This is a genomic window from Chryseobacterium sp. (assembly GCF_022712095.1).
Lineage (GTDB): Bacteria > Bacteroidota > Bacteroidia > Flavobacteriales > Weeksellaceae > Chryseobacterium.
The window spans coordinates 1-14,097 of record NZ_JALAHD010000207.1; the positions used below are offsets into that span (position 1 = coordinate 1).

Genomic DNA, 14,097 nt, shown 5'->3' on the forward strand with positions numbered 1-14,097 from the left:
ATTAATTACATCACTTCCTTTTGATTTATAAATTACACTAAGTAAAATTCTTATGGTAACAAATGATTATTATAAAGATCAATTGTAAACTTGCCCGCAGTAATATTTCTAAAACTCGCAAATACAACAAAGTTGAAAATAACCAGCGCAATGATAAAAGCATGTATCATCTTTTTAGTATTTTCCGAGACGACATACATTGCATTCGGAATAATAATATAGGAAAATCCAATAAATGCTCCCGCGAGACGGGATGAAAAAATAGGGTTATTTCTAAAAATAAAATAGAAACAGATTCCAATTACTGCATAGGCTCTATGATACTCATAATAAGGGTATTTCTCCACCATTTTAGTATCAAAAGCAAATAGGAAGAAAGTGAGAATTACCATCATGGCTTCAGGAATACCAAATCCACCATTAAGCCTCTCCACTGATTCGTTAATATATCCGTTGAAGCCCATAGAAAGAGTATTATCTTCAGCTATACTGTTCATAAAACTTCCAAAAGACCTATACACCTCAAACGGAGACATAAAAATAGATGCAATAATAAGCGTAATCATTACTCCTTTATTCAAAGGAATCCTAACCAGCCAGTACATTGGTAAAAATATATAACACACATTGTGAATACCTGCAGCCAGATAAATACAGAGAAGATAATAGAACAACTTCCTTTCTTTAATATATCTTATTCCAAAATAGACAATAAAAGATCCTAAATTCTGGCGAATCTGCCCACTTTCTCCAATAAAGAAGCCCGGAATAAACATAAATGCGATAAAAGTAAAAGGATAAAATGTATTATCATTAATATACTCCATTTTAAAAAAAATCGCCAATGCTGCTATTACCAATGTCAGCATATAGAATGGTGCATCGAAAATATTAATCAGCACCTTATTGATCAAAACAAATAGCCACTCCAGTTCCATCGGTTGAGGACCATCCAAAGAAAGAGCCTTTAAAAATATACTTACATAGTCTTTTGTATCTGAATAAATATAAATCCCCCTGTAACTACCGAAATCCGGCCCTACATTATCCCTTAGCCCAGCAATTATTATAAGGTATATTCCCAGATACCACAACCACTTCTTTTCAACTTTATTGCCATATACCTCCTGAAAGCTAAAGTATAGCATATAGATAAGTGCAATTATATAATACGGATGTAATAGACTCATGAATTAGAAGGTATAATATTTTTAAACTGGTGAGAAGCGACTACAAAGCCTGCAAGAATCAAAGGCATAAAAAGCCTTGCTTCCCAAAAAAGCCCCACTAATGTAATCATTAAAAGATAAGGTGATGAAAAAAACAGATATTTCTTCAATATCATCCTGCCATTTTCATCACATAATTTATAGGTAAGATACAAACCAATCACACCAAACAACAATCCGGCAAGATTATATGGACTTGTAAAGTTTTTCACTAAATAAACTCCTTCGAAAAAAGAAGTATCCTGTCTGATTATCAACCTTAAAACAATATAAGGAACAATAAAAGAAATAACAAGGAAGCCCACTTCTTTCCAATAGATTAATTTTCCTTTTGTCAGTTCTTTAAAATCAATGAACAAAGCTCCGAAGAAAGCAATATTTAAACATGCGGTTTCTCTCACAAAAGTAGAAATGAAAATAATAACGCTTAATCCTATGAGATATTTACTACTCCTGTTGTGGAAATACTTAAGAGTAAGTAAAATTCCCCAAACGTAAAAAAACAGGGCAATAGAGTCACAGTTCGTTGGAACATATTGTACAATCACCATAAAAAAAACCGCTAATAAATGAACAACTCTTCTTACGTTGATATTTAAAAGAAATTGAGCTGTTTTAAGTTTAAATATAGTATTCAAAATAATGGATGTTCCTATAAAAAAGAATACGTTAATCAGAAAAGTACTATGATAAAATAATGTCCCGTTCTTCAACAGAAAACCTTTGGTGAAAGGAAGAATATGATCTACAATATAAGTAACCCCATAGGTAACATACACACTTAAAAAATTAGGGATCACCCTGTAAGCATATACAGATGAGAACATGAAGTCAGGAGCCTTTTCCATGTCTTTCATTCTTACATACGAAGATTCAAAGCCATAATAGGACATCAAAAAAAGTAAAAATGGGAAAATTATAACGAATAAAATTCCATTTATTTTTTCATCAAATATTTTAAACATATTACCTAGACTTTACTTTAAGATGTGTTTTTTATTTTAAAATATATTTCATCTACGGGGAACTTTGCAAAAGTAGAGGTTTTTTCTTTTCACATGAAATATTTTATTGATTTTCAGTAAAAGTTCTTTATTGAAACTTTTAAACCACTGCTTGCTTCATATATTGTATGAATAAATTAAATTTGTAGACAACGGTTAAAAAATGCATCGTTTTTTTATATTCTTATACCACCTGATTGCTAAAAACAGGCTTTCATACTCAGTAATTACACTGGGAATAATTAGCGTATCTTTATTTTTTGCTTCTAAAATCAATTTTGAAGAAGACATTAATCAGATCATTCCTAAAAGTGAAAAATCAGACCTCACGGCAAAAGTTCTTAAACAACTTAATTTTTCAGATAAAATTATCGTCATCATTGAAAACAAATCGGATGAAGATAGTTTTCAGTTATCCGAAACAGCTAATCTATTCCTGCAGAAGATAGAACCCTTAAAAAAATACATCCACTCCGTACAAGGTAAGGTCAATGAGAACGAAATTTCAAAAACCTTTGATTTTGTCAATCAGAACCTCCCCCTTTTTTTAGATGAAAAAGATTATCATATCATATCTACCAAACTAAAGAAAGACAGTATAAGTAAACAGGTGGAAGATAATTATATTTCACTGGTTTCCCCGACAAGTCTTGTTACTAAGGATTTCATTAAAAAAGATCCTTTGGGAATAACATTTTTAGGAATCAAAAAACTCAACGCTCTTAATATCAGTAATGATTTTAAATTAGAAGACAATTTTATTGTTACAAAAGACGGAAAAACACTTCTTCTTTTTATCGATCCACAAAATAAAAGTAATGATACTAAAAGTAATGAAGCTTTTGTAGATAAGCTTGATCAGATCAAAGATGATCTCAATAAAGAATTTAAAGGAAAAACAGAAACCAGCTATTTCGGTTCTCCGGTCATAGCTGTAGCCAACGCCAAACAGATCAAAAAGGATATTCAGAATACGATTATTATCTCAATGACAGTACTGCTAATTCTGCTGATTTATTATTTCCGGAACTTTTTCACTCCTCTCATAGTCTTTTTTCCTACTCTGATCTCAGTATTACTGAGTCTCCTTATTCTTTATTTTATTAAAGATAAAATTTCAGCTATATCATTAAGCATCGGTGCTATATTAATCGGGATCACTATAGACTATGCTTTACATATCCTAACACATTACAAACATAATAACAATGTCGAAGAGCTCTATAAGGAAATTACACAGCCTATTATTTTAAGCAGTGCGACGACAGCGGTTTCTTTTCTCTGTCTGGTTTTTGTACGCTCCGAAGCTTTGAAAGATTTAGGTTTATTTGCATCGATAACGGTGATGCTTTCTTCTATTACTGCATTGATTATAGTACCTCAGCTTTATCATCCCAAGAAAAAAAATGAAAAGCTTAACACCAATTTCATTGATAAAATAGGATCCTATCCTTATGAAAAAAACAAACCGCTTATTATTGGCTGTTCCTTAGTGATTATAGCTTGTTTATTCGGGTTCAGGCATGTGGGATTTAATGAAAATATAGGTGATCTTAATTATATTCCGAAAGAATTAAAAATAAGTGAAGCGAAATTAGAAAAGCTTTCCGATATCACTTCAAAATCAATTTATACAATTTCGTACGGAAATTCTCCTGAAGAAGCTTTAAGCAAAAACACACAGCTCAACCGGTTTTTGGAAAAAGAAAAACAGGAAGGAAAGATTCTAAGCTATAATTCCTTAGGAAATATCGTTCTTTCCGAACAGGATCAAAAGAAAAAAATAGAAACATGGAAAAGTTTTTGGAATCAGGAAAAGAAAAACCAGACCATTAACGAACTTACAAGCAACGGACAAAAATTCGGATTCAACAGTTCAGCTTTTGATAATTTTAATAATCTTTTAAATAAAAACTTTTCTGCTTTAACGTTAAAAGACTACGAAAAAGTAAATGCCATACAACTTTCAGAATTTGTAAGCCATGAAAATGGTTTCTATACTATTTCCAATATTGTAAAAGTAAACGAAGGAGAAAGAGACCGCTACATACAAGATATAGAAAAGAATCACGACGTTCTAGCAATAGATCGTCAGCAGATGAATGAAAACTTCTTAGGTTTATTAAAAAGAGATTTCAATACTTTGATCAACTATTCCCTTCTGGCTATCATCATTACCATTATTGTATTCTTCAGAAACTTTGAATTATCTGTTCTTACCATGTTTCCTATTGTATTAACAGGAGTCGTAACTGCCGGCGTTTTATATTTCTTTGGTCTGGAACTCAATATATTCAGCACAGTAGTTTGTACTTTGGTTTTCGGAGTTGGAGATGACTTCAGCATTTTCCTTACCAAAGCCATGCAGAAAGAGCATACCACAGGAAAAAACGAACTTCCTACATATAGAATCTCAATCATACTTGCTGTATTTACAACCATACTTTCTATTGGCTCTTTGATTTTTGCTAAGCATCCCGCTTTACATTCTCTTGCTTTGGTAGCCTTGATAGGAATGTTCTCAGTAATCATCATTACTTCAACATTATATCCATTCTGGTTCAGATTATTAATTATCAACAGAACAAAAAAGGGGCTTTCTCCTATTACCTTCAGGCTATTTTTAAATTCATTCTTATCCTTTTTATATTATGGTCTAGGAGGATTTCTTTTCTCTTTTTTTGGATCTTTTTTTGTAAAAAGATCAAAGGGAAGAACATTGGATTTTATCAAATTATTTATTGCTAAATTTCTCACTTCTGTTTTATACTCCAATCCTTTTGTTAAGAAAAGAGTCATTCAGAACCCCAATGAGGATTTCAGCAAGCCAGCTGTAATTATTGCGAACCACACTTCATTCCTTGACACTTTAGCACTGGCGATGGCTAATCATAAGATTATTTACCTTGTTAATGATTGGGTATATCATTCTCCTGTATTTGGCAGACTGGTAAAAGCACTTGGATTTTATCCGGTTTCCCAGGGAATTGAAAACGGCATGGATCAATTAAAAGAAAAAATTAATCAGGGATATTCATTAGTTGTTTTTCCGGAAGCAGCAAGATCCTATACTAATGATATAAAAAGATTCCATAAGGGAGCATTCTATATTGCCGAGCAATTTGATCTTGACGTTCTTCCTATTTATATTCATGGAAACTCTGAAGTATTACCAAAAGGAGACTTTATTATTTATGACGGAAGTATCACTGTAAAAGTGGGCGACAGAATTCACAAGGATGATCTCAGTTTTGGAAAGACTTATACGGAAAGAAGCAAAAAGATTAATGCTTACTTCAGACAAGAATTTGCAATGCTTAGAAATGAGATTGAGAATGAGAATTATTTTAAAAAGAAGTTATTTTTAAGCTTCTTATATAAGGAAAATGAAGTAGTAAGGAAAGTAAAAGAAGACTTTGAACTCAATAAATCAGTGTATTTTGAACTGAACAAACACATTTCCAATGATGCCTCTATCTTACATATAGCAGATGACTATGGGCAAAAAGATGTCTTGCTCAGTATGTACCAAGCTAGTAGAAAGATATTCAGTGTAATTAAAGATCATGAAAAACAGGAGATTGCTAAAAATAACTATATCGTAAAAACCCGGAAAATCACCTATATTGAACATAATTTTATGGTAAACAAGAATATTGATGTACTTTTGGTATCTGATCCTACTTTTAATAGTAGTGAGATTGAAAAGCTCCCTGAAATTATTATATTTCTGAATATAGAAACTGTACTTCCTGAAAATAATGAGTATAGTCTTATATATGAATCAGAATCTATAAAAATTTACAAGAAGTAATTGATTCATTTGAAAAACATATTTTTGTAAACAATAAAACTTTCATGCAGAAGAATATACTTGTCATTTATTACACTCAGACCGGTCAGTTAGGTGAGATTGTAAAAAACATAGCAAAACCTTTTGAAGATAAAAAGGATGAGTATAATGTTACCTATTACAACATTCAGCTCAAAGAGGACTTTCCTTTTCCCTGGCCGAGTGATGTATTCTTCAATACTTTCCCTGAATCTTATCTGCAGATTCCTAAAGAAATTCTGCCACCCCCTGAAGATGTATTGAATAAAAAGTTTGACCTTATCCTTTTCGGGTATCAGGTTTGGTATCTGACTCCTTCCATTCCTGTTATTTCATTCTTAAAAAGTGGATATGCCGAGAACATACTAAAGGACACTCCTGTAGTAACTATCTCTGGTACCAGAAATATGTGGATGCTTTCTCAGGAAAAGCTTAAAGTATACTTAAAAAAAATGCAGGCTAAGCTGGTTGGAAATATAGCTTTGGTAGACCGACATGATAATTATACCAGTGTATTAACCATCTTACGCTGGCTTACTACAGGACAAAAAGAAAAGTCAGGAATGCTTCCTGCTGCAGGAATTTCAGATGAAGAGATCAATGGGGCAGACAAATATGGAGTGATCATTAAAAAACATCTGGAACAAAATGACTGGTCTGGGCTCCAACCCGATCTGATAAAAAACGGAGCTGTAGAGATTCGTCCATTTCTGGTAAGAGTAGAAAAAGTAGGTAACAAAATCTTTACAGTATGGTCCCATCTGATCATTAATAAAAAAGAAAAACGACCAATTCTGATTAAATTCTTTAAAGTATATTTAATGGCTGCAATCTGGGTGGTTTCACCAGTGGTTTTAGTTTTTCACATATTGATGGCACCCATATTATGGTTTAAAAGAAAAAAAGAAAAAAAATATTTACAAGGAATTAACTTAAAATAGAAATGATGCACGATGTATTTATAACAAAAGCTTCCACATTTTTACCCAACGATCCCGTTTCTAATGAAGAAATGGAAACCTATCTTGGAATGGTAAATGATGCCCCATCAAAAGCAAGAGCTTTAATTTTAAGAAATAACAAAATTAGAACAAGATATTACGCTTTAGATAAAAACGGAAAACCAACTCATACTAATGCTCAGCTGACAGCCAAGGCTATTGAAGGGCTTTTTGATGAAAACTTCACAAAAGAAGATATGCAGCTGCTTTCATGCGGAACTACTTCTGCGGATCAGATACAGCCTTCCCATGCTTCAATGGTACACGGAGAGCTTAAAACCAATAAATCTATTGAAGTAAATACATCCACAGGACTTTGTAATTCAGGAATGAATGCATTGAACTATGGCTATCTATCCGTAAAAGCAGGAGTAAAAGAAAATGCAGTTTGTGCAGGTTCCGAAAGATTTTCGGCTTGGATGACTGCCGATAAATTCAATCATGAAGCTGAAAATTTAAAACTATTAGAAGAAAGACCGATCATCGCATTCAAAAGAGAATTCCTCAGATGGATGCTTTCTGACGGTGCCGGAGCTTTCTTATTAGAAAATAAACCAAGAGAAAATGAAATCTCCTTAAAAGTGGAATTCATTGATTTCTATTCCTATGCTCATGAAATAGAAGCCTGTATGTATTCAGGTTGTGAAAAGCAGGAAGACGGAAGCCTTAAATCGTGGGCAGATTACCCTTCTGATGAATGGTTAAAACAATCTTTATTTGCCTTAAAGCAGGACACCAAAATTTTAGATCAGTATATTTTGGTAAAAGGAGCAGAAAGCTTAAGAGCTTCTTTTGACAAGCACAATTTAGATCCTGCCAAAATAGATTATGTATTGGCACATATCTCTTCAGGTTATTTCAAAGAAGGACTTAAAGAAGAATTTGCAAAAAAAGGTATGGACTTCCCAGCTGAAAAATGGTATTACAACCTTTCTGAAGTAGGAAATATCGGAGCTGGATCTATTTTCATAGTATTGGAAGAGCTGATGAATTCCGGAAAACTTAAAAAAGGTGAAAAAGTACTTTTATGTGTTCCTGAAAGTGGAAGATTTTCCTATTCTTGTGCCTTATTAACTGTATGCTAATGGAAATTACCCTTCCTACATCTGATAAGAATTTTGTAGAAAGTCTTATTCCCCAGCGTTACCCTTTCGTGATGGTGGATACTCTTAATGAATATTCAGAAGAATTCCTGATCTCAGGATTCACCATAAAGGAAGAAAATATATTTGTTCAGAAAGGAGTTTTCCATGCCTCCGGTGTTATTGAACATCAGGCGCAGAGTGTGGCCTTACATACAGGATACAAGTATCATTTATTAGGACAGGAATCTCCCACAGGATATATTGGCGCTATCAAGTCTTGTGAGATTCATGTGCTTCCGAACACCGGAGAATTATTAGAAACAGAAGTAACGATCCTCAATGAAATAATGGGAGTTACCTTAGTTAATATTATTACCAAAGTCAATGGAAATATTATTGCTACTTCTCAAATGAAAACAGTTGTAAAATAAATTATTAATGGGAGCAAAGGAAATGCAGAAGATCAATATTCATAATTTTTTACCTCATCGGGAACCTATGCTTATGGCAGATTATATATTAGAGCTGACCAAAGAAAAGGTAATTACTTCTTTTGAAATAAAGCACGATAATATTTTTCTTAATAGAGGAAAATTGGCAGAAGCAGGATTAATTGAAAATCTGGCCCAAACATGTTCCTCCATCTTTGGGCAAAGTTTCTTTGAGAATCAGGAAGCTGATACTAAAGTTATTGGTTTTATTACCAATATCAAAAAAATTGAAATCTTTTCACTTCCGAAGGTGGGTGAAACTATCATTTCAAAAGCTTCTTTACTTTCCCAATACGAGAATATCTGCAATATTTTCTGTGAGACATTTAGTAATGATAATTTATTAATAAGAGCTGAAATTAATTTATTCATTCAAGAAGTTCAATAACAAACCCGGCTCAGTCAGGGTTTTATCTGAAAATCAACCTCTAAAATCAGACGGATGAAAAAACAAGATCTTCCTCAGGACGAAAGTAATATGACAACAGCTAACATGACCGAAGTGCTGTATGTTACCGATGACAACGATAATTATACTACGGCCAACAGTACTGGCTGGGAAGCTAAAAAGCTGGCACTTGACGAATCTATGGCTTTAATTAATGAAAGAATAGAAGAAGCAAAACAAAATGTAGCTAATAATATCGCAAGCCCCATCATTTATTTCATGGAGCTTAATAAGATGGATTTAAGCGTTCTTGCATCCTATGTCGGCATGTGGAAGTGGCGGGTCAAAAGACATTTCAAACCAAAAATATTTAAAAAACTGGATGATTCTGTACTAAAAAAATATGCAGATACATTCGGGATTACAATAAACGAACTAAAAAATTTTGACGGAAAATCGTAAATCAATGCATGTTTTTTGCATACTTTACACTCCCAAAGAAAATAATTAAAATGAAGCTTGACTTTGAACATCACCAGACAGCACATTGCGAGAATGGTGTTGCCTCTAATCTGTTACTTAATAAAGGAATAAAAATAAGCGAACCTATGATATTTGGTATAGGTTCAGGGTTATTTTTTGTGTACCTGCCCTTCCTGAAAGTGAACTTTGCGCCTGGATTCAGCTACCGTCCTATGCCCGGAGCCATCTTCAGCAAAGCAGCAAAACGGCTGGGAATAAAAATTAAAAGACAAAAATTTTCCAATCCCAAAGAGGCTCAACTGGCTTTAGAAAAAAATTTAGAAAATAAAATTCCTACAGGATTACAGGTAGGCGTTTTCAATCTTACCTATTTCCCTGAAGAATATAAATTCCACTTTAATGCTCATAACCTGGTTGTGTATGGAAAAGAAGACGGGCGGTTCTTAATCAGTGATCCTGTAATGGATTATGCCACTTCTCTTTCGGAAGCAGAGCTGGAAAAAGTACGATACGCAAAAGGAGCCCTGCCACCTAAAGGGCATATGTATTATCCTATCTATATTCCGGAAAATATTCAGATCGAAGAAGCCATTAAAAAAGGAATCAGAGATACCTGCAAAAATATGCTGGCACCCGTTCCTCTTATCGGAGTAAAGGCTATGAGATGGGTAGCGAAAAGTATCCCAAAATGGGCGGAAAAGAAAGGTTCAAAAGTAACAAACCATTACCTGGGCCAGCTTATCAGAATGCAGGAAGAAATAGGAACCGGAGGTGGTGGTTTCAGATTCATTTATGGAGCTTTCTTACAGGAAGCTGCTGATATTCTGAAAAATGAAGAACTAAGGGAGCTTTCCAAAGAAATAACAGCTATTGGCGACCTTTGGAGGGATTTTGCCGTAGATATTGCAAGAGTATATAAAAACAGGAACTCAAAAAGCAATATTTATCAGGAGCTTTCAAAGTCGATGTTGCATATTGCCGATCTGGAAGAAGCTTTTTATAAAAAACTGAAGAAAGCAATATAAGATGGAGCCGGTTATCAAAATCAAAAATTTATATAAAAAATATAAAAATGCTGATGATTTTTCTGTCAATGATATTTCATTGCAGATCAACAGCAAAGAAATTTATGGAATCCTCGGACCTAATGGTGCAGGGAAAACCACATTGATTTCTATGCTTTCAGGGCTGATAAAACCAACTTCAGGACAGTTTACCATCAATGGATTATCACCTCATAAAAACAGTTTTAAAATAAAGCAGATCATAGGAATTGTTCCTCAGGAATATGCCCTTTATCCAACCCTTACTGCAAGAGAAAACCTTATGTTTTTCGGAAGTCTTTACGGATTGAAGCATAAGGCACTCACTAAAGATATTGATGAAGCCCTTGAAAGAATGGGTTTATCCAAGTTTGCAGATAAAAAAGTAGAACAGTTTTCGGGAGGAATGAAACGCCGGTGTAATCTTATTGCCGGAACTCTTCACCATCCGAAAGTTCTCTTTCTCGATGAGCCTACGGTGGGAGTAGATGTTCAGTCTAAAAAAGTGATTATTGATTTCCTTCAAGAACTTAATGCAGGCGGAACATGTATTATCTATACTTCCCATCACCTTTCAGAAGCGGAAGAATTTTGTACTCAGATTGCTATTATCGATGGTGGAAAAATTCATGCGACAGGAACTCCGGAAGAGCTTATTTCAAGAGTGGAAAGTGCTCACAATCTGGAGGATGTTTTTATTTCATTAACAGGAAAAGAATTGAGAGATGTTGTATAAATTGTGGCGAAGTTTTATTAAAGAAATTCTTTTACTGAAAAGAGATATCGGCGGGATTGTGATTATTTTCGTAATGCCGCTTCTTCTGATTGTAACGATTACTTTGATCCAGGATTCTACATTCCGAAATCTGGAAGGATCTAAAATTCCGATTATTTTCATCGATAAAGATCAGTCAGAGGTTTCAAAAAATATTAAAGCAGAACTCCAAAATAGCAAAACATTCCGGCTACTCACTGATTTTAATGAGAAATCAGCTCAGGATGCAGTATTCTCAGGAGAATATCAGATGGCTATTGTCATTCCGCAAAATTTAACAAAAGACCTGAATGCCAATATTGACTCCAAAGTACAGACCATTGTAAGCTCATTCGGATTAGAACCTGATTCTGCTTCTACCCAAAAACCACCAGCAAAAGCCAAAGAAATTCATTTATACTTTGATCCCGCTACGAATGTAGGATTCAAAAACTCAGTAATGAATTCAGTAAATAAAATGGTTTTTGAGATTGAAAACAAAAAAATATATAAGGCTTTCCAGGAACAGCTTGGGACAACAGAAAACCTTGAGGAAAATAAAAACCTAATCAGTTTTAAAGAAATCACTCCATTAAAAGGAGACAAAGAAATCCTCCCCAACTCTGTTCAGCACAATGTCCCTGCTTGGACTCTTTTCGCTATATTTTTTATTGTAGTTCCTCTTTCCATTAATTTGGTTAAAGAAAAAAGTCAGGGAACAAGTGTCAGGGCCAGAATCAGTCCGACCCCTTACTATATTCATATTTTAGGTAAAACATTTACTTATCTTATTATCTGTATCATCCAGTTTTTATTGATGGTAGCCGTAGGTATTTTCCTTTTCCCCTATCTGAATTTACCAGCTTTTGATGTTTCAGGAAATATGATAAGCCTGCTTATCATTACTTTATTTTCCGGACTTGCCGCTATTGGTTTTGGAATATTATTAGGAACATTGGCAAAAACACAGGAACAGTCTGCACCCTTCGGCGCAACTTCCGTTGTAGTTCTTGCTGCTATCGGCGGGATATGGGTTCCCGTATTCTTAATGCCTGAATTTATGCAGCAAGTAGCTAAGTTTTCTCCAATGAACTGGGGATTGAATGCATATTATGACATTATTTTAAGACAAGGCAGCATATCAAATGTTTCCGGAGAACTGGTATTACTGTTTTTATTTTATATAGCAACGGTAGCAATTTCTATTTTTTACGAAAGAAAACAACATGCAGTCTAAAGAAAAAACAATTACATGCTCTGAAGAAGTCAGGGTAAGATTTAACGAAACGGACCCTCTGGGTATCGTGTGGCATGGGCATTATATCGTCTATTTTGAGGATGGACGTGAAGCGTTTGGAAGACAGCATGGACTTTCCTATCTGGACATTCAGAAAGCGGGATATGTTACACCTATCGTAAAAAGTACGTGCGAACATTTTCTCCCGTTAAAATATGGTGAAACCTTCAGAATTGACACTACGTATATCAACTCTGTTTCTGCCAAACTGATCTTCAGATATGAGATATTCAATAAGCAGAATAAGCTGGTATGCAGCGGAGAAACCACTCAGGTGTTTCTGGATAGTGAAGGAAATCTTTCACTATATAATCCGGAGTTTTTTCAACAATGGAAAGATAAAATGGAATTATAATGAAGCAGGATATTTTTATTACAGATTATAATTGTGTAAGCCCTCTGGGAATGGATGCGGCATCCAACTGGAATGCTTTATTGCAAAACAGGTCGGGAGTTGCCCTAAATAATATCAGTGAACATCAGGAGAATTTTTTTGTTTCCAAGATTGACAATGAAAAACTGGAAAAATCATTCAGACAAAGCTTCTCATCTCAGGAATTCACCCGATTGGAGAAAATGTTGTTATTAAGTTTAAACCCTTTACTTAACAGACATTCACTCACGGAAGAAACAGCTTTTATCCTTTCAACAACTAAAGGAAATATCAGCTTACTTAAAAATAAAGATACTGTCCCCGAAGATGTTTACTTATCTGTTTTAGCAAAAAAAATCAGTGAATTTTTTGGGTTTACAACACGCCCAATTGTAGTTTCCAATGCATGTGTTTCTGGGGTAATGGCAATATCAATCGCTAAAACCATGATCCGTTCCGGAAAGTATAAAGATGCTTTTATAGTTGCCGGTGACGAAGTTTCAGAATTTGTTGTCTCCGGATTTAATTCTTTTCAGGCGATTGGAAAAGAACCTTGCCAGCCTTATGATAAAAACAGAAATGGCATTAACCTGGGAGAAGCTGCAGCAGCAGTTTATATTACTTCTCAACCTTCTGAAAACGAAAAATTTAAATTTAAAATATCCGGAGATTCTGCGGTAAACGATGCCAATCATATCTCAGGTCCTTCAAGAACGGGAGAAGGTCTCTTTGCCAGTGTCAGAAATGCTATGACAGAAGCTGATATTTCTCCGGATCAGATTGATTTTATCTCTGCACACGGAACAGCCACATTATACAATGACGAAATGGAAGCCATTGCATTCAACAGAATGAATTTACAAAACGTTCCATTGAATAGTATGAAAGGTTTTTACGGACATTGCCTGGGTGCAGCCGGATTACTGGAAAGTATAATTTCCATGGAAAGTGCTTTACACAATACTTTAATCCCTTCCAGAAATTTTAAAGAAATAGGAGTTTCCCAGCCTTTGAATATTATCAAAGAACCACAAACTGCAGAGATCAATTATATTCTGAAAACAGCTTCAGGATTTGGAGGATGTAATGCTGCCCTTGTATTGGAAAAATATTAAAA

13 protein-coding genes are annotated in these 14,097 nt (G+C 34.2%); 11 read left to right on the top strand and 2 right to left on the bottom strand.

Translation table 11 applies throughout. From position 1 onward, the window contains the following. Positions 1–50: 50 nt before the first annotated feature. Together Q0A18_RS10670 and Q0A18_RS10675 are read right to left on the bottom strand one after the other, a co-directional pair. A complete protein-coding gene (locus tag Q0A18_RS10670) occupies positions 51–1,148 on the bottom strand; it encodes an EpsG family protein (protein ID WP_292010134.1) in 1,098 nt (365 codons plus the stop codon). A 38-nt stretch (positions 1,149–1,186) separates the two neighbouring features. Beyond that, positions 1,187–2,194, bottom strand: coding sequence for a hypothetical protein (locus Q0A18_RS10675; protein WP_292010135.1), 1,008 nt, complete (start codon positions 2,192–2,194; stop codon positions 1,187–1,189). A 202-nt stretch (positions 2,195–2,396) separates the two neighbouring features. Here Q0A18_RS10675 and Q0A18_RS10680 point away from each other — a divergent pair, with 202 nt between their 5' ends. The 11 genes from Q0A18_RS10680 to Q0A18_RS10730 are packed head-to-tail and all read left to right on the top strand — an operon-like array spanning position 2,397 to position 14,095. Next, the gene (locus Q0A18_RS10680; protein WP_292010136.1) at positions 2,397–6,047 is read left to right on the top strand and encodes an MMPL family transporter; all 3,651 of its coding nucleotides are present in this window, start codon (positions 2,397–2,399) and stop codon (positions 6,045–6,047) included. 44 nt (positions 6,048–6,091) lie between these two features. Then, the gene (locus Q0A18_RS10685) at positions 6,092–7,006 is read left to right on the top strand and encodes a dialkylrecorsinol condensing enzyme DarA (RefSeq protein ID WP_292010137.1); all 915 of its coding nucleotides are present in this window, start codon (positions 6,092–6,094) and stop codon (positions 7,004–7,006) included. Between the two features lie 5 nt (positions 7,007–7,011). Beyond that, a complete protein-coding gene (locus tag Q0A18_RS10690) occupies positions 7,012–8,151 on the top strand; it encodes a beta-ketoacyl-ACP synthase III (protein WP_292010170.1) in 1,140 nt (379 codons plus the stop codon). After that, positions 8,151–8,582 (top strand): hypothetical protein, encoded by a 432-nt coding sequence (locus tag Q0A18_RS10695; RefSeq protein ID WP_292010138.1) that lies wholly within the window; start codon positions 8,151–8,153, stop codon positions 8,580–8,582. Before Q0A18_RS10690 ends, Q0A18_RS10695 begins: the two co-directional genes overlap by 1 nt. Before the next feature lie 7 nt (positions 8,583–8,589). Further along, entirely contained in the window at positions 8,590–9,030 is a 441-nt protein-coding gene (locus tag Q0A18_RS10700; RefSeq protein WP_292010139.1) for an ABC transporter permease, read from the top strand. Positions 9,031–9,084: 54 nt separating this feature from the next. Beyond that, positions 9,085–9,492, top strand: coding sequence for a hypothetical protein (locus tag Q0A18_RS10705; RefSeq protein ID WP_292010140.1), 408 nt, complete (start codon positions 9,085–9,087; stop codon positions 9,490–9,492). Positions 9,493–9,542: 50 nt separating this feature from the next. Next, a complete protein-coding gene (locus Q0A18_RS10710) occupies positions 9,543–10,538 on the top strand; it encodes a BtrH N-terminal domain-containing protein (protein WP_292010141.1) in 996 nt (331 codons plus the stop codon). 1 nt (position 10,539) lies between these two features. Beyond that, a complete protein-coding gene (locus Q0A18_RS10715) occupies positions 10,540–11,292 on the top strand; it encodes an ABC transporter ATP-binding protein (protein ID WP_292010142.1) in 753 nt (250 codons plus the stop codon). Next, complete coding sequence (locus tag Q0A18_RS10720; protein ID WP_292010143.1) at positions 11,282–12,547, top strand: ABC transporter permease; 1,266 nt, start codon at positions 11,282–11,284, stop codon at positions 12,545–12,547. Before Q0A18_RS10715 ends, Q0A18_RS10720 begins: the two co-directional genes overlap by 11 nt. Then, entirely contained in the window at positions 12,537–12,962 is a 426-nt protein-coding gene (locus tag Q0A18_RS10725) for an acyl-CoA thioesterase (protein WP_292010144.1), read from the top strand. The genes Q0A18_RS10720 and Q0A18_RS10725 overlap by 11 nt, the downstream gene beginning before the upstream one ends. Next, positions 12,962–14,095, top strand: a complete 1,134-nt coding sequence (locus tag Q0A18_RS10730; RefSeq protein ID WP_292010145.1) for a beta-ketoacyl synthase N-terminal-like domain-containing protein — start codon at positions 12,962–12,964, stop codon at positions 14,093–14,095. Before Q0A18_RS10725 ends, Q0A18_RS10730 begins: the two co-directional genes overlap by 1 nt. Positions 14,096–14,097 lie beyond the last annotated feature (2 nt).